The 16,054-nt window shown below is 45.5% G+C and carries 15 protein-coding genes; 5 read left to right on the top strand and 10 right to left on the bottom strand.

The window, feature by feature from the left end; genetic code table 11:
* A partial coding sequence (locus tag QYB97_RS24310; protein WP_301168589.1) for a hypothetical protein occupies positions 1 to 192 on the top strand: 192 nt, incomplete at its 5' end.
* 43 nt (positions 193 to 235) lie between these two features.
* Here QYB97_RS24310 and QYB97_RS24305 read toward each other — a convergent pair.
* On the bottom strand, positions 236 to 1,102 hold the full coding sequence (locus tag QYB97_RS24305) for a nucleotidyltransferase-like protein (protein ID WP_301168588.1): 867 nt from the start codon (positions 1,100 to 1,102) through the stop codon (positions 236 to 238).
* A gap of 109 nt (positions 1,103 to 1,211) precedes the next feature.
* Here QYB97_RS24305 and QYB97_RS24300 point away from each other — a divergent pair, with 109 nt between their 5' ends.
* Complete coding sequence (locus tag QYB97_RS24300; RefSeq protein WP_301168587.1) at positions 1,212 to 1,580, top strand: YgzB family protein; 369 nt, start codon at positions 1,212 to 1,214, stop codon at positions 1,578 to 1,580.
* 21 nt (positions 1,581 to 1,601) lie between these two features.
* Here the strand turns inward: QYB97_RS24300 and perR are convergent, their stop codons facing one another.
* The 3 genes from perR to QYB97_RS24285 all read right to left on the bottom strand — a co-directional run bounded on the left by perR (position 1,602) and on the right by QYB97_RS24285 (position 4,321).
* Complete coding sequence (gene perR, locus QYB97_RS24295; RefSeq protein WP_301168586.1) at positions 1,602 to 2,045, bottom strand: peroxide-responsive transcriptional repressor PerR; 444 nt, start codon at positions 2,043 to 2,045, stop codon at positions 1,602 to 1,604.
* An 82-nt stretch (positions 2,046 to 2,127) separates the two neighbouring features.
* Positions 2,128 to 3,078, bottom strand: a complete 951-nt coding sequence (locus QYB97_RS24290) for a D-2-hydroxyacid dehydrogenase (RefSeq protein WP_301168585.1) — start codon at positions 3,076 to 3,078, stop codon at positions 2,128 to 2,130.
* 133 nt (positions 3,079 to 3,211) lie between these two features.
* On the bottom strand, positions 3,212 to 4,321 hold the full coding sequence (locus tag QYB97_RS24285) for an aminopeptidase (RefSeq protein WP_301168584.1): 1,110 nt from the start codon (positions 4,319 to 4,321) through the stop codon (positions 3,212 to 3,214).
* 146 nt (positions 4,322 to 4,467) lie between these two features.
* Between QYB97_RS24285 and QYB97_RS24280 the strand changes: the two genes are divergently transcribed.
* Positions 4,468 to 4,647, top strand: coding sequence for an H-type small acid-soluble spore protein (locus tag QYB97_RS24280; RefSeq protein ID WP_301168583.1), 180 nt, complete (start codon positions 4,468 to 4,470; stop codon positions 4,645 to 4,647).
* A 35-nt stretch (positions 4,648 to 4,682) separates the two neighbouring features.
* Here the strand turns inward: QYB97_RS24280 and bcp are convergent, their stop codons facing one another.
* The 6 genes from bcp to QYB97_RS24250 all read right to left on the bottom strand — a co-directional run bounded on the left by bcp (position 4,683) and on the right by QYB97_RS24250 (position 9,758).
* Positions 4,683 to 5,153, bottom strand: coding sequence for a thioredoxin-dependent thiol peroxidase (gene bcp / locus QYB97_RS24275; RefSeq protein ID WP_301168582.1), 471 nt, complete (start codon positions 5,151 to 5,153; stop codon positions 4,683 to 4,685).
* 59 nt (positions 5,154 to 5,212) lie between these two features.
* The gene (locus tag QYB97_RS24270) at positions 5,213 to 5,632 is read right to left on the bottom strand and encodes a potassium channel family protein (RefSeq protein WP_301168581.1); all 420 of its coding nucleotides are present in this window, start codon (positions 5,630 to 5,632) and stop codon (positions 5,213 to 5,215) included.
* A 118-nt stretch (positions 5,633 to 5,750) separates the two neighbouring features.
* Entirely contained in the window at positions 5,751 to 6,905 is a 1,155-nt protein-coding gene (locus QYB97_RS24265; protein WP_425589845.1) for a S8 family peptidase, read from the bottom strand.
* 259 nt (positions 6,906 to 7,164) lie between these two features.
* Entirely contained in the window at positions 7,165 to 7,950 is a 786-nt protein-coding gene (locus QYB97_RS24260) for an ABC transporter permease (RefSeq protein WP_301168580.1), read from the bottom strand.
* A gap of 7 nt (positions 7,951 to 7,957) precedes the next feature.
* A complete protein-coding gene (locus QYB97_RS24255; protein ID WP_301168579.1) occupies positions 7,958 to 8,749 on the bottom strand; it encodes an ABC transporter permease in 792 nt (263 codons plus the stop codon).
* The gene (locus QYB97_RS24250; protein ID WP_301168578.1) at positions 8,742 to 9,758 is read right to left on the bottom strand and encodes an ABC transporter ATP-binding protein; all 1,017 of its coding nucleotides are present in this window, start codon (positions 9,756 to 9,758) and stop codon (positions 8,742 to 8,744) included. Before QYB97_RS24250 ends, QYB97_RS24255 begins: the two co-directional genes overlap by 8 nt.
* A gap of 179 nt (positions 9,759 to 9,937) precedes the next feature.
* Between QYB97_RS24250 and QYB97_RS24245 the strand changes: the two genes are divergently transcribed.
* Together QYB97_RS24245 and QYB97_RS24240 are read left to right on the top strand one after the other, a co-directional pair.
* Positions 9,938 to 11,233, top strand: a complete 1,296-nt coding sequence (locus tag QYB97_RS24245; RefSeq protein WP_301168577.1) for a glutamate-1-semialdehyde 2,1-aminomutase — start codon at positions 9,938 to 9,940, stop codon at positions 11,231 to 11,233.
* Between the two features lie 276 nt (positions 11,234 to 11,509).
* The gene (locus QYB97_RS24240; RefSeq protein ID WP_301168576.1) at positions 11,510 to 15,970 is read left to right on the top strand and encodes a glutamate synthase-related protein; all 4,461 of its coding nucleotides are present in this window, start codon (positions 11,510 to 11,512) and stop codon (positions 15,968 to 15,970) included.
* Positions 15,971 to 16,054 lie beyond the last annotated feature (84 nt).

Raw genomic sequence — 16,054 nt, 5'->3', positions numbered from 1 at the left:
GCAAAATCCCTGACTTACTCTGGCTTTTGTTTGGTTTTCAAAGAACATTTTGTCGATGTCGCTCGTTTTGGCGACTTTCTTATAATAGCACCTTTGACGAAAGGTGTCAACCACTTTTTTGCTTTGTTTATTTCGTTTGTTTCGTTTGTTTGCCGCGTCGTTTCAGCGACAAGTAGTAATATACCATGTTAGCTAGAAAGTGGTCAACACCTTTTTCGAAAAAAGTTGTGCTTTTTTATAATTTAGTGGTGTAGTGACGGTGATACAAGTGTTTTCCCTTTGTTTCCTGCCTGATTACATGGACGATCCCCTTTTCGATCAGGTGCTCAAGAAGGATAGTTAGATCAATAGAATAATCAGTGACTTCACGATGTTCCATTAATTCTGCGACAGACCATTCGGTTTGTTCCTGAAATACACTCAGCAAATGGCCGGCGCCAAGCTTTGTTTTGGAACTGATGGAAAACTCGCTTGCAATTAACAGAAGTTCAATCCTTTTTTCAATAGGTTCATTTCCGGTGATAAGCTCTTCATATAGCTTGTAAATTTGGGGCTCGATCACTTTCACCTGATTCCAGACCGTAATTTCGGGATGAAATCCGCGTTCAATCACAGCCAGCCGTGCCAGGTGATGCAAGGCATGCAGAATATGATTGAATGAATCAAGGTACTGTTCGCTGTGAAACAATTCCTTTCCGTCGGAAAAACGGCGGAGCAGCTTGCCGAACTCAATGGTTATTTTCTTGGACCTTTCCGGTACGGGAAACTTGTCCATCCGGTCACGAAGATCCGTAATGTATTCGTTTCGGTTAAACAGGACTTTTCCGTTTACAACCCAATCAACCACACGGCGGTTCGATCCAAGAAGAAGCCATTGGTTCAGCTGGTCCTCCGTTACGATATGTAAGGCTGTGATTTTGCCACCATATTCATAATGTTTTACGCCCCAGGGTTTTTCCCCTTTTGTGACAATGATAAATATGATGCTGTCAAAGTTGTCCGTTAATGGGCTAAACGGTTTGTTGCTTTCAATTAACAGCACTCCCAATGTGTTTTCGTTACTTGCCCTTTCCTGATAAAGCGGGCGTAACAAGTCTTCCATGCCTTCAACTCCCGTTCTGATTTCGGTCTTCAAACCAATTCAACGTATGGGCTGAAAATCCTTTCTTTTTTTCCAAGTCCTTGTATACTGTTAGGTAGGAGGGACAACCATGATAAAATATACGAGCAAGATCAATAAAATACGCACGTTTGCCCTGAGTCTTGTGTTTATCGGAATTATTATTATGTACGCCGGACTGTACTTCAGAAGCCATTATATACTAATGTCATTATTTATGTTAATCGGGTTTCTTGCAACCCTTGCAAGTGCTGGAGTTTATTTTTGGATCGGGATGATCTCGACGAATGCGGTCCAGGTGGTCTGCCCGAATTGTAATAAGGTAACAAAGGTTTTAGGGCGGGCAGATGCCTGTATGTCCTGCAACCAGCCATTGACACTTGATAAAAACCTCGAGGGCGTTGAATTTGATGAAAAATACAATTCCAGACGCGCCATGAGACAGGCGACAAAAAAATAAGCTGAATCCAGCCAAGCTGGTTCAGCTTATTTTTGTTTTATTGCTTCTGCAATCCGGGCATGTACCATAGATCTCCATGCGGTGATGGCCCACATCAAAACCTGTAACCGACTCGGCCAGTGCCTCCACCTCATCCAATCCTGGATAATGGAAATCCACTATTTTGCCGCACCCTTCACAAATGATGTGATAGTGCTCGGTAGTGACGCAATCAAAACGGCTGGAGGCATCTCCGTACGTCAGCTCCTTAACGAGACCAACTTCTTTAAATACACGAAGGTTGTTATAAACCGTCGCTACACTCATATTGGGAAACTTGCCTTCCAGGGATTTATATATTTCATCTGCGGTTGGATGGGTCATTGATTGTATCAAATGTTCCAGAATCGCATGACGCTGAGGAGTTATGCGTACTCCAGACTGCTTTAATGTATCAATCGCTTCATTAATGCGTACTTCAGACATCGTCATGCACCTCGCTCTCAAAAGATATTCTTACATTGTAATATTTATAAATAGTGTATCTTGGAATGCCTGCATTTGTCAATCAATAGCCCCGCTCTACTGCAACAATATTGGCTAAATCAGGGTCTTTCTTCTTATATTTCTCCAGGTTCTCTGCAAACAGCTGAATCGCCCTGTACTGATATAAAGGAGAAATGCCCGAAAGATGGGGGGTAATGGTGACATTGTCCATATTCCAGAGCGGGTGTTCTGCAGGAAGCGGCTCTTCTTCAAACACGTCGAGAACAGCATGAGCGATCTCCCCTTGCTCAAGAGCCAATTTCAAATCTTCCTGGACAACCGTCGTTCCCCTTCCTATGTTGATGAACACAGCCGATTTCTTCATAAGGCGAAAATGCTCGTGTGATAGAAAGCCCCTTGTTTCCTCTGTTGCAGGAAGCACAGAAACAAGATAGTCGCTCTCCTGAAGGATGGAATCCAACTCCCTTTCCGAATACATCCTGTCCACATATTCAACATCCTCCCCGCTTCTATTGAAGCCAAGCGTAGTCATGCCGAACGCCTTCGAAAGCCTGGCAATTTCGCTTCCAATAGCCCCTGCTCCCAAAATACCAATGACCCGGCCTGATATTTCACTCATCGGAACACTTCTGTCCCATATTCTCTGTTCCTGGTGCTTGATCAAGGTTTTAGCCTGTCTTGCTGTCTGCAGCATCATGCCCAGTGTATACTCGGCCATCGGGGTTTTATGAATGCCTCTTGCATTTGTCACCAATATCCCCTTTTCCTTGATGACCTGAAACGGCATTCTGTCCATTCCGGCCGATATGACCATAATCCATTTTAAATGAACCGCTTCTTCAAGGTACTCCCTGTTTAAATCTTCCCCCAGGGTAATTAATATTTCTGCATTTTTTAAATTACTTTGCGCTTCGCTGATGCTTTCGTGGAAATAAAATTTCTCTTCGGGAAAACGCTCCAAGAGTGCTTCCTGAAGATCTTGTCTGATTTTTGCTGATGTCACAATGTTCATGGTGCTTCCTCCCGGTAATTAAAAAAGTGATCAAAGAAAAAAGTGCGGGAACGAATCCCGCACTGATTGGAAGAGTTAATACTAAATTCTATGCACTTTCGAATCTGCGGTACCATTTGTTTTGCTAATTTTTTTATTTTAAATGCTGCGGGTTCAGCCCTTCAAGTTCAGGAATGACAAACAGTCCATCCTTCCGGATAAGAACGTCATCAAAATACAGCTCTCCACCGCCATACTCCGGCCGCTGAATGAGCACCATATCCCAGTGAACGGAAGAACGGTTACCGTTATCCGCATCCTCATAAGCTTCACCCGGTGTAAAGTGGATGCTTCCCGCTATTTTTTCGTCAAACAGGATATCTCCCATCGGATGCAAAATCATCGGATTTACACCAATCGCAAACTCCCCGACAAAACGCGCTCCTTCATCTGTATCAAAAATCTCATTGATTTTATCAGAATTATCAGCTGTTGCTTCAACAATTTTTCCATCCTTGAATGTAAGGCTTACATTGTTAAATACAGTTCCGCGGTATGGACAAGGAGTATTGTATGTGATTGTGCCGTTCACACTATCCTTGACCGGAGCTGTAAATACCTCACCATCCGGGATGTTATTTTCCCCTGCACATTTCACAGCAGGAATACCTTTAATGGAGAAGGTGAGATCTGTACCCGGTGAAACGATCCTTACTTTATCCGTGCGTTCCATTAGTTCCTTTAAAGGCTGCTGGGCCTGATCCATTTTTTCGTAATCAACGTTACAGACATCAAGAAGAAAATTCGTAAATGCTTCATAACTCATTTTCGCCTTTTGTGCGAGACCTTGGGTCGGATAATTCAGCAGTACCCATTTGCGGTCGTTTATGATAACTTTTTGAACCGGCTTAAAGTATTCACCGCGCAGGCGGAATTTCTCCCCTGGAACTTCAGAAAGCTCGGAATCGTTTTCTGAACTTGAAATGGAGATATAAGCATCCACTTCCTTCACTCTCTTGAGGTCCCATTGCATGGAGGTTTCCAGCTGTTCAGCTTCAAAACCCGTATACAAATACCGGTTTATCTCGTCATCATACAGGTTAACATACGGATAGGCCCCCATTGCATAGGCTTCTTTAATCAGCGCTTTTATCAAAGGGCGGGCAGTCAGCGGCGAAGTAATCAGAACCCGTTCTCCCTTCTTCAATTGAACGGAATGGTGAAGAAGTGTTTTGGCAAGAGTAACCACTCTCTGGTCAAGCATGTAAAGTCCCCCTGTTCTATGTATCTTACAAAAATTCCAACAATTCAATATTATCACGATTTCTTTCAGCATGCTTATATTTAAGCCAAAAGTATACACAGGCAAAATCGGTTCAATACTAAAAATAAAAAAGGAGTACAATACCCATGAACACAGACCGTGCAAAACAAATTATTACCTCTCCCAGCGAGATTGAAGTTCATTATTACGGAAAGCCGGTATGGATTGAATCGGTAAACTCCGCAAGCGGAACCGCCTGGGTACACCCCAATGAAAACCCGGCACATGATATGGAAGTTCCCGTTTCAGATCTCGAGGAACATTAAAAAGAATGCTGCAGTGTTTGCAGCATTCTTTTTTATTACTTTAAGTTATCCCGGATATAGGCCAGTACTTCGTCAATATGTTCTTTGACCTTCACTTTCCTATATTCTTTTACAAGCGTACCTTCCTTATCAATAACAAAAGTCGACCGTTCGATCCCCATATATTCTTTTCCGAAGTTCTTTTTGAGCTTCCATACATCAAACAGCTCTGCCGCTTTATGCTCTTCATCAGCGAGCAGTAAAAATGGAAGACCGTACTTATCGATAAATTTCTCATGTCTTGAAAGCGGATCTGTGCTTACGCCAAGAATAACCGTATCCAAATCCTGAAATTCCTTATGCTTGTCCCTGAAATCGCAAGCCTGGGTAGTACATCCCGGCGTCATATCTTTCGGGTAAAAATACAAAACCACATTTTTCCCATTAAAATCCGATAACGCAGCTTCTTTCCCGTTGCTTGCCGGCAATGTGAAATCCGGCGCTTTTTGTCCTGTCGCAACTGCCATTAGTATCCCTCCTGCTTAAGTTGTTTCCATATAAAGAGGGTAACCAATTCTTTGTCTTCCTACAACCTTTTTGATGGAGGGTTTCGGTCAATGACAGAATTCAGAACAAATGCCGCCGGGAGCAGATATCCGATAAGCGCCTCCAGAATAGAAAGCCATCTGCCAAAACCCATTGGTGTGAGATCTCCATACCCTACTGAAAGCATCGTCATCGAACTGAAATACATCGCGTCATCAATCACGAAAAAAAAATGCTGATGCCCGATTACCAATCCATCTTTCTCGAGTACATGGATGTCCATCAAGAGCAGCGAAGTGTACATTAGGCCAAAGCCCAAAATAATGGTTAAATATACGGTCATCAATACCAAAAGGTGATTCAACGACATAAGCTGATGCTTCATTACCGGGTGAGAAAAAAGGGACTGCAGGCTTTTGAATACAATAAATCCTGATAAGAAAAGCATCGCGAGGTACATACTCCGTCCACCATCCCTTGGTAGAAGTTTATGCTTCACCCGCAGGGATTAGGACAGGTCCGGGCCTTTCCATAAAAAAGACAGCGGAGCTGATGCCCCGCTGTCTTTTACACGTTGATTAATAACGAACCGCGTTTGCTGCGTTTACACGCCCTTTGGAGAAATAAGTTCCGGTACCGGAAATTTTGTCTGCGGTGTTTTCAATGGACGCGCGAATCTGTGATGCGCTCTTCCCCTGTGAAGCCAGCAGTCCGGCTACACCAGCGACTAGAGGAGTGGCCATGCTTGTTCCGGAAAGATAAGCATAGTTTCCGCCAGGTACTGTGGAAAGAATGTTAACCCCTGGAGCCGCTACATCTACCCAAGAACCGTAGTTGGAGAAAGAAGCAAGACGGTCATTCTGGTCTGTTGCTGCAACAGCGATAGCTGAAGAGTAGTATGCAGGGTAACTTGGAGCAGAAGTGCTCTCGTTGCCGGCAGCCGCTACCACTACAGAACCTTTGCTTGCCGCGTAGCTTACCGCACTTTGAAGCGTGGTTGCAGAGCTTGGCCCGCCAAGGCTGAGAGAAATAACTTTGGCTCCTTGATCTGCCGCATAGCGGATGCCGCTTGCCACGTCATCAAGAGAACCGCTTCCGTTTGCATCAAGCACACGGACTGCCAATACGGAAACGTTTGGCGCCATCCCGGCAATACCACGGCTGTTGTTTGTCAAAGCCGCTGCGATACCCGCGCAATGCGTACCATGCTGGTTTAAATCCATCGGATCACTGTCATTGTCGACGTAATCATATCCTTTAACCACTTTGCCTGCCAGATCGGGATGGTTGTAGTCAACACCTGTATCGACAATGGCGACTTTTACAGATGACGATCCCCGGGTAACGTCCCAGGCGGACTGGGCCCCTACTTTTTGAGGTGCATATTGATAAGAAGAAAAATATGGATCATTCGGTGTATAGGTTGCTTTATATGTATAGTTTGGTTCCGCATATTCTACGTTTGCATTATTTTTGTATTCCTTAATGGCCCCTTTTACATCGCCATCCTTAACTTTAACCACTTGGAACCCTTGTTCTTTTTCAACAAGCTGAGCGTCAGATTTTGAATGGATCGCTTTTGTTTTGGCTGAAGATACACCCTTTTTAAATTTTACAATAATTTCGTTCGGTGCTACTTCTGCTTTCACAGCTGTTTTTTGTGAAACCTGTGTTGCAGCTTGTGCAGGGGAAGCTAAAGACACAACAATTGGTAATACAGCGGCTACTGCCATGAACTTCTTGATCAAATTGATCACTCCTTTGTTTGGGATACTTTTAGCATAGTAGTAAATTCGCAGAAAATAAAGAAAATTTTACATAATTGTTGAAAGATGAATACTATCTACCAATAACTTCGTATTTAGAACCTTTATAAGGTTAAATAACTATATAATTAATGTAAAAAACGCACTCCTTTTTTCCTGTTACCATAGATACCGCCTAAGTATGAAGACATAAAAAAGACACCCCATTTGAGGTGTCTTTTATCCGTTAATTTCCTGCGCCCCTGTATTTGGTAACGCCATAATTCCAGAAGACAACCGAAAGGCCAAAGAAGATGACCCCGATCACCGGAGTGAAAAATGCATACCCGTACCATTCGTCCCTGCCTAAAAAATAGGCAGACGGATAAACCCCGACAAAGGCAAAAGGAAGGATCCAAGTTAATACATAACGAATAATACGGTTATAGATATTAACCGGGTAACGGCCATAATTTCCGATGTTGTACATCATCGGCATAATATCCGTTTTGCTGTCGGACCAAAACCCGATACTCGCCAGAGCAACAAAGATACCCGCATAAACGAGCGCCCCGCCGGCAACAAGCAGGACAAAAACGAACGGATCGTACCAATGTAAGCTTAAGCCCAGTTGGTGTCCGGAATAAAACATGATACCAAGCCCCGTAATTACACCAAACAAGGATTCCAGCTCCATCCGCTCAAGGATAATCTGGAACAGGCTATGAATCGGCCTGGTCAGGATCCGGTCCATCTCCCCTTTGACAATATATCTGTCCGTAAAATCCCAAATGTTAAAAAAGGCACCAAAAATGGCAAAGGGAACAAGAAAGAAACCATAGATAAAAACCATTTCGTCCTTGCTCCACCCGCTGAGCAGGCTGGTATGGCCGAATACAACCAGAATAAAAATAAGATTTACAGCCTGAAACAGCAAATCGGAAAAGATTTCTACCAGCATATCAGCCCGGTAGGTCAACCGTGTTTTTAAATACTGTCCTGCATATTGAAAAAAGATAGATAAATACGACATACTGCGATCAACCTCCCTGTACAATCAGCTGACGTTTTGCCGTCGTCCAGAGCAGCTGAATCGGAATAAAGAGAACCAGTGCCCATAGCGTCTGATTCAAGAGCCCATGGAATATTTCATTGCCATGAAAGCCTTCTGTAAAAATCATGCTCGATATATAGCTGATTCCTTTAAAAGGCAAATAATCCATGACACCCTGAGCCCAGACCGGGAAAAAGCTGATCGGGAGAATCAAGCCTGAAAAAAGGTCAATGACAACCCGTTTCGCCCTGATCAGCCCATCATTATTAAATAAGAAGAAGGTGGCAATACCGGTCAGCAGATTAATTTGTGTATTGATAATAAAGCTCAAAAGAATGGAGATCAAAAAGTAGATCCAGGTGGCCGGATGAGTGGTAAATTGTATCGGAAAAATAAAATACACAATCACCATGCCGGGTACCGAGAAAAACAATAGCCGGAACACCCCTTCTCCGAGGCCCTGCATCATTTTCATCCCAAGGTAGTTATAAGGGCGGATCATTTCGATCGCGACTTTGCCCTCCTTGATTTCAAGCGCAATTTCGCGGTCAATGTTATTGAAGTAGAACGCCCTTGCCATCCATGAAACCGCAATGTACGTTGTCATCTGTACAATCGAAAGATCCTGAATGGAGGACTTGTCACCATAAATGGCACTCCACAAAAAGTAGTACGCACCTATATTAATGCTATAGATTAGAATACCGCTGTAATAGTTGGTCCGGTAGGCAAGCATCATTAAAAAACGAATCCGGATCATTTCCATATATTTAGCCATTCCGGATGACTCCTTCTTCATAAATATTACGGATAATTTCCTCAGTAGTAATTTCAACGATTTTCAGGTCGGCTATTTTTTTCGCGCCAACTACCCGGCCGATGACGGCAGAAATAATGTCTTCGTTGTTTTCAACGCTGGCTGTCCAGTTGCTGGCATTGCCGCCCTGTTCCCACAGCACCAAATGTCCCTGCGTCAGACTTTGAAGTTCTGCATGTGTCGCCTCTTCAGCAAAGGCAAATTGAATCTGCTTCCCTTCTCCCCAATTTTCACGCAGCTTCCGGAGTGCCCCGTCATAAATAATTTGGCCTTCATCCAGCATGATGACCCGCTCACAAAGAGCTTCGATATCAGACAGGTCATGGGTGGTGAGAAGAATGGTTGTTCCGTACTTTGCATTGATTTCTTTCAGAAACTCTCGAATCCTTAGCTTAACGAGCACATCCAGTCCGATCGTGGGTTCATCCAAAAACAAAAGCGGCGGATTGTGAATGAGTGCGGCCGCCAGCTCACATCTCATCCGCTGCCCCAGTGACAGCTTTCGCACCGGTTTATCAAGCAGCGGTTCAATCCCGAGCGTCTTGATCACATCTGCCATATGGGTGTTGTAAAACTCGTCGGGAACGTTGTATACCTTTTTCAGCAGACGAAACGATTCCTGAACCGCGATATCCCACCATAGCTGGGACCGCTGGCCGAATACAACGCCTATGCTGCGCACAAATTGTTCCCGGTCCTTGTGCGGATTCATCCCATTTACCCGGACGAGTCCGGAGGTGGGTGTAAGAATTCCTGTAAGCATTTTGATCGTTGTTGATTTACCGGCGCCATTTTCGCCAATATAACCGACCATCTCTCCCTTTTTAATCTGTAGGGACACATCATTCACTGCTGTCTTGATGGTATAGTTTCTTGTAAATAAATCCCGGAACGCTCCCTTAAGCCCCGAACGGCTGGAATGCGACGTAAACTCCTTGCGCAAATCTTTCACATCTATAATATAGTCCATTATTTCTCCTCCAAAAAACTTCGATCTCGCGCTTAGCACCTGAACTAGTGTATCCTAACTTATCAAGGACCACAATTGTTTCATTCTGACTTGGGGCGTTTCTTCAGCCGCCATGCCTAAAACATGCTACAATATAGGATGGTTTTTAAACAGGTTTTAAACAGCAAGGAGGACATTTTATGAACCATCAACAGTCAGAATTACTATATAAAGAAGCACAGAAGCATATTGTCGGAGGGGTTAACAGCCCATCGCGTTCGTTTAAAGCCGTAGGCGGCGGTGCCCCGGTATTTATGGAAAAAGCACAGGGTGCATACTTTTGGGACGTGGACGGCAACAAATACATAGATTACCTTGCGGCTTACGGGCCCATCATCACCGGGCATGCCCATCCCCATATTACGAAGGCGATCACAAAAGCGGCCGAAAGCGGCGTTCTTTACGGGACACCTACAAGCCTTGAATTGAAATTTGCTAAAATGCTGAAGGAAGCCATGCCAGCCATGGAGAAAGTCCGTTTTGTAAATTCAGGAACGGAAGCTGTCATGACAACGATCCGGGTGGCACGGGCATACACCGGGCGCGACAAAATCATTAAGTTTGCCGGCTGCTATCATGGCCATTCCGACCTCGTTCTTGTTGCTGCCGGATCTGGGCCTTCCACGCTCGGCACTCCCGACTCTGCCGGCGTGCCAAAAAGCATCGCCCAGGAAGTGATCACTGTTCCATTCAATGACGTTGATGCCTATCGGGAGGCATTGCAAAAGTGGGGCGACCAGATCGCCGCTGTTCTTGTGGAACCGATTGTCGGCAATTTCGGTATTGTTGAACCGAAGGAAGGCTTTCTTGAAGCCGTAAATGAATTGACCCATGAAGCTGGCGCTCTCGTTATCTATGATGAGGTAATTACCGCGTTCCGCTTTATGTACGGCGGCGCACAGGATCTTTTGAGCGTAAAACCAGACATGACTGCCCTTGGTAAAATTATTGGCGGCGGCCTGCCGATTGGGGCTTATGGCGGTAAAAAAGAAATTATGGAAAAAGTGGCGCCTCTTGGACCTGCCTATCAGGCGGGAACCATGGCAGGAAACCCCGCATCCATATCCGCAGGAATCGCCTGTCTCGAAGTCCTTCAGGAAGAAGGCGTATACGAAAAAATGGATGAACTCGGACGCAGGCTCGAAGAAGGCATCCTCGATCATGCAAAAACTTACAACATGCCGATCACGATCAACCGTCTTAAGGGAGCATTGACCGTTTACTTTACAGATGAGAAAATCTCCAATTATGAACAGGCGGAAAACACAGATGGCGAGATGTTTGGCAAATACTTTAAAGCGATGCTCGAAGAAGGGATTAATCTCGCACCTTCCAAATATGAAGCGATGTTCCTGACCACCGCTCACACCGAACAGGATATCGAAGAAACGTTAAAAGCCGTCGGATCTTCTTTTAAGAAACTTGCCGAAATGTAATTTTTATGAGACAGAGTGAATAATCACTCTGTTTTTTTATCCCCCAATGTAAGCGCTATCAATACTATCCTCTACCCCTTATCACCACTCTGTTATGTATTATTCATTATTTTGAATAAAGATAATTGACTGACTATTTAAACAATGGTACTATGATAAGAACGGAGAAAAAATATCTTCTCGAAAATAACACATCTGCAAAGAGATAAAACCATTTCTAGCGATTTGGTTTTTTTATGTCTTATATTAAAACGTTGGAGGTAAGGGGGCGATCGGATGGGTAAGTCATGGAGTCCTGCGCAATTTAAGGATTACAGGAAACAAGAGTTTGACAGCTGTGGAATCGTTTCGGTCATAGAAAAGGAGAACATTCCTACAAAAAAGAATGTGGATGATGCCATTTCTGCATTGATCACCATGAACCACAGAGCAGGTTTTATCGAAAACGAAGGAGACGGCATTGGGATTAATATCGATATTCCCAAGTCACTTTGGAAAGAAAAGTTGACCCGGGAAGGTCTCCCTTATGCTGCCGTCCAATCGGATCAATTTACGGTCGGTCATATTTTTATTGATAAAAATGCGGACAGTCTGTCTGAGACGTCTCAAATCAAGAAACTATTTGAGACACACGGTTTTGAACTTCTGTTTGAAACCACATCTGTGACAAAGTCTGAAGCACTCGGTCCGATCGCCAGAGGAGAAGAACCTGTATTCTGGCAGGTGGCCCTTCATCCGGAAAAAGAAATGGCGGACCTCGACTGTACGCTGTATAACCTTCTGACTGATATTGAAGTTTCACGCTCTGTTCATGTTGCCTCGTTAAGCAACCATCATGCGGTTTATAAAGTAATGGGATCCGGGGAAACTCTTCCTGCCTATTACGACGACTTGAACAATCCGCTGATTGCATCCACAGTTACCCTTGGACATAACCGCTATTCAACCAATACACTGTCTACCTTTTTCAGGGTACAGCCGTTTAGTGTACTTGGTCACAATGGCGAATTAAATACGATTGCCAAGCTTCGGGAAGAAGCTGAAATCGTCGGCATACCGGTGACCGCCGGCGGGAGTGATTCACAGGATTTAAACCGTGTCATTGAGACATTGATCCTTCGTGACGGGTTTACGCTGTTTGAAGCGATGGATGTTCTCTTCCCTCCCATCGTACATGAAATCAAATCCTATCCTGAACATCTTCAGGATCTTTACACCTATTTACGGGAAGCCTGGGGTCACTTTGCACAGGGCCCCGCCGGTATTATTTCAAGATTCGGTCGGGAAGCGGTATTCAGCGTGGATGCGCTTGGCCTGCGTCCGATTTGGCAGCTTGAAACAGAGTCCTCTCTTTATTTCTCATCCGAACAGGGCATTCTATCAAACAATGAATTTACAGCAGAGCCCAAGTGTTTTGCACCCGGTGAAAAGGTGGGGTTAAAGCGGGAAGACGACGGACGACTGGTTTACTATAATCATAACGATTATCAGGAAGCTGTCTTCACATCGATGAAAGAGCGGATTCAGGTTGACGGCGCGCATAAGCAGCTGAATACTCCGGCCTTTGATACGGGGTATGTACGTGGTCCGCTCAAGAAGCACAATGGCTGGTATTCAGCTTACGGCTGGGACCGCGAACAAATTCATCAGCTCGAGCAGATGGCGGAAAAAGGGGTTGAGCCAATCCAATCACTCGGCCATGATTCACCTCTGGCTGCCCTGCATCCGGAACGCCAGAACATTGCGGATTTCATTAAAGAGAGTGTGGCCGTTGTTACCAATCCGGCCATAGACAGAGACCGTGAAACGGAGCATTTTTCTACTCGTACCGTTTTGGGCAAACGGCCTTCTCTTTTTGAAAAAGAAGAATCATTGGGAACAGTCGAGCTGCTTACTCCCCTGCTCGTGGAAGGAAAGGATGGAAACGAGCTTTCCAAACAAAACCCCCACCCTTCTTATGAGCAGCTCGGCGCTTATTTCGAAGATCGAAACGAAAAATACATTCTTCATACCATCATGAAAGACGACGAAACAGTGGAAGGCGCCTTGAAGCGGCTTTGCGATGAAGCAGCTGCTGCGGTTAAGGACGGGGCAACCATTTTAATATTGGACGATAATCAGGCACACCGGGTGCACTTATGGCTCGATCCGCACCTCGTACTATCAGCTGTGGATCAGAGCCTGAGAAAACAGATGCTGCGCCGCAGTGCCTCTCTTATCCTGAGATCTGCTGCCATCCGTTCGCTTCACGACATCATTCTCGCGATTGGGCTCGGAGCGGATGCTATCAGCCCTTACCTGCTATTTGAAACCGTTACGGAGCCAGAGGATTTCACACCGGCCATTAAATTGTTTGAGGCATTGAACAAAGGGCTCGAGAAAGTGATCTCTACTATCGGAATCCATGAATTGAGAGGCTATGACCGCCTCTTCTCCAGCATTGGGCTGAGCCAGGAAATTGCTGAAACGCTCAACATCGTTAATTTTTTCGGTTCAGAAAACCTAAGCTATAATTTCTCGGCACTGAAGGAAGACAGCCTCGCCCGCATGGAAGTATTCAAAGAGGAAAATGCTAGGCCAAGCAAAAGCTTCCGCCTCTTTCCCCGCATTTGGAAATCCATCGGCGATATCGCAAGCGGAAAAGCCGACTACAGAAGCTATGCCGACAAATTATCGGAACAAGAGTTGAAAAATCCGATTGCGCTTCGCCATCTGACCGACCTTGTCCCGTCACAGACTCCGGTTGACCCTGCACAAGTGGATGTGGGCGTAAAAGACCACAGCCTTCCTTTTGTCATCAGCTCGATGTCATTTGGCTCGCAAAACGAAACCGCGTTCAGAGCATATGCCGAAGCGGCGGATGTTCTGAATATGATCAGTCTCAACGGCGAAGGCGGAGAGATTAAGGATATGATTGGAAAGTATCCAAAAACACGGGGACAGCAAATTGCTTCCGGACGTTTTGGCGTTAATATTGAACTTCTCAATTCATCCAACCTGCTCGAAATTAAAATAGGCCAGGGAGCAAAACCAGGGGAAGGCGGTCATTTGCCAGGTTCCAAGGTGACAGACAAAATCGCGGAGGCAAGGAACGCGACGATCGGATCGGATTTGATCTCCCCTTCCAACAACCATGATATTTACTCTATCGAAGATTTGGCACAAATGATTACAGAATTAAAAACAGCGAATGATCAGGCAAAAGTTTCCGTCAAAGTCCCGGTTGTACCGAATATTGGTACCATCGCAGTCGGTATTGCTAAAGCAGGAGCTGATATTATTACCTTAAGCGGATTTGACGGAGGTACCGGAGCAGCCAGGGTGCATGCCCTTCAGCATGTTGGATTGCCTGCTGAAATTGGTGTAAAAGCCGCACATACCGCCTTGCTTGAATCCGGGCTGCGCCACAAGGTTGAAATTTGGGCTGATGGAGGCATCCGCAGTGCACTCGACGCTGTAAAAATGATGCTGCTCGGGGCTAACCGCATTGGCTTCGGCACCCTGTCCATGGTTGCGATCGGGTGTACAACCTGCCGTGGCTGCCACCTGGATACATGCCATGTGGGGATTGCCACCCAAATTGATTCCGAACAAAAAGCGATCGATCACGGCCTTCGCCGCTTCGTTCCAAGGCAGTTTGACCCGGCTGTTCAGGGGCTCGTGCGACTGTTTAGCGCTTTTGGAGAAGAATTGCGCTTACTCACCGCCTCCCTTGGTTTTTCTTCGGCTCAGGAACTTGTTGGAAAGTCCGATTTGCTTGTTCAGGTTCGCGGCCAGGAGCAGATTGACTTATCCACCCTGCTTCAGGCCTCGGTCGTAGAAGAAATGGTGCCGGTGCCTCAAGTGGAGGAAAAACTGCTCGCAGCAGTTACGATGGCTGCAGGAGCGGAATACCTGGACAACGACGTTGCCCAGCTCGCACAGTCCAGAGATTTTCAATTTGTTACAGCTGAACAGCGCGTGCTTGGCAGCCGTGTCTCCGGGCACAATGTTCGTTCGAAGCAAACGGGCAAAAAGCCGGACATTACTCTTACATTTAAAAACGGATCCATTCCCGGAAACGGACTTGGCGCCTACACCTCTAAAGGAATAAAAATAAAGGTGGAAGGCGGAGCACAGGATGGTCTGGCCAAGACAGCGTTTGGCGGGTCGATTACCATCTTGAAAGCCAAAGGAAAAGATGGCAACTACTATAACGGTTCGGTTGGAAAAGGCTTCGCCTATGGCGCTCAAAAAGGGCTGTTCATGATTCAGGGAAATGCAGACGCCAGAGCAGGTATCCGCCTGTCCGGTGCTGACCTGGTCATTGGCGGCAAGCTTGCCGGCCCGGTTGTTAAAGGCCGTGGCAATGTTGGTATAAACGCCAATATTAAAGGATTTGCCTTTGAATATATGACCAACGGAAGAGGCATTGTTCTTGGTGATCCTGGTCCATGGATCTGCGCCGGTATGACAGGCGGTGTCGTATACCTCCGCCTCCAGCCCGAGCTTGGTCTTACAACAGAAGTTCTGCAGTCCAGGATCGCAAAAGGTGCGAAAGTAACTCTCGAGCCTATCGGATTTAAAGGTGCGGAAGATATCTCCGACCTGCTGGCAAAGTATATGGCAGCTCTTGTGAAATCCGAACAGTTTGAAGAGGCAGCTGAAATTAAACAACTGCTCGAACATCCGCTTCAGCATTTTGTTCAGGTGATTCCTGTTAAAGAACAAGCCGATCCTGATGTGTCTACTGAATAAATAAACTATTAAAACCATCCATTTTGGGGAATTATCCCTGTAGTGGATGGTTTTAATAGTTTATCGATATTCTAGAAATTGTTA

It is taken from the genome of Fictibacillus fluitans, from assembly GCF_030418125.1.
Classification (GTDB): Bacteria; Bacillota; Bacilli; order Bacillales; family Fictibacillaceae; genus Fictibacillus_C; species Fictibacillus_C fluitans.
This window is presented reverse-complemented; position numbering and strand designations above follow the sequence as displayed.

Excerpts from the sequence above, each read along its gene's own strand:
- QYB97_RS24290 (WP_301168585.1), bottom strand. The coding sequence starts at position 3,078 with ATGAACATTGTGACATCAGCAAAAATCAGACAAGATCTTCAGGAAGCA.
- perR (WP_301168586.1), bottom strand. The coding sequence starts at position 2,045 with ATGTCTGAAGTACGCATTAATGAAGCGATTGATACATTAAAGCAGTCT.
- QYB97_RS24245 (WP_301168577.1), top strand. The coding sequence starts at position 9,938 with ATGAACCATCAACAGTCAGAATTACTATATAAAGAAGCACAGAAGCAT.
- QYB97_RS24270 (WP_301168581.1), bottom strand. The coding sequence starts at position 5,632 with ATGTACCTCGCGATGCTTTTCTTATCAGGATTTATTGTATTCAAAAGC.
- QYB97_RS24305 (WP_301168588.1), bottom strand. The coding sequence starts at position 1,102 with ATGGAAGACTTGTTACGCCCGCTTTATCAGGAAAGGGCAAGTAACGAA.
- QYB97_RS24255 (WP_301168579.1), bottom strand. The coding sequence starts at position 8,749 with ATGGCTAAATATATGGAAATGATCCGGATTCGTTTTTTAATGATGCTT.
- QYB97_RS24280 (WP_301168583.1), top strand. The coding sequence starts at position 4,468 with ATGAACACAGACCGTGCAAAACAAATTATTACCTCTCCCAGCGAGATT.
- QYB97_RS24260 (WP_301168580.1), bottom strand. The coding sequence starts at position 7,950 with ATGTCGTATTTATCTATCTTTTTTCAATATGCAGGACAGTATTTAAAA.
- QYB97_RS24265 (WP_425589845.1), bottom strand. The coding sequence starts at position 6,905 with ATGGCAGTAGCCGCTGTATTACCAATTGTTGTGTCTTTAGCTTCCCCT.
- QYB97_RS24300 (WP_301168587.1), top strand. The coding sequence starts at position 1,212 with ATGATAAAATATACGAGCAAGATCAATAAAATACGCACGTTTGCCCTG.
- QYB97_RS24250 (WP_301168578.1), bottom strand. The coding sequence starts at position 9,758 with ATGGACTATATTATAGATGTGAAAGATTTGCGCAAGGAGTTTACGTCG.
- bcp (WP_301168582.1), bottom strand. The coding sequence starts at position 5,153 with ATGGCAGTTGCGACAGGACAAAAAGCGCCGGATTTCACATTGCCGGCA.
- QYB97_RS24240 (WP_301168576.1), top strand. The coding sequence starts at position 11,510 with ATGGGTAAGTCATGGAGTCCTGCGCAATTTAAGGATTACAGGAAACAA.
- QYB97_RS24285 (WP_301168584.1), bottom strand. The coding sequence starts at position 4,321 with ATGCTTGACCAGAGAGTGGTTACTCTTGCCAAAACACTTCTTCACCAT.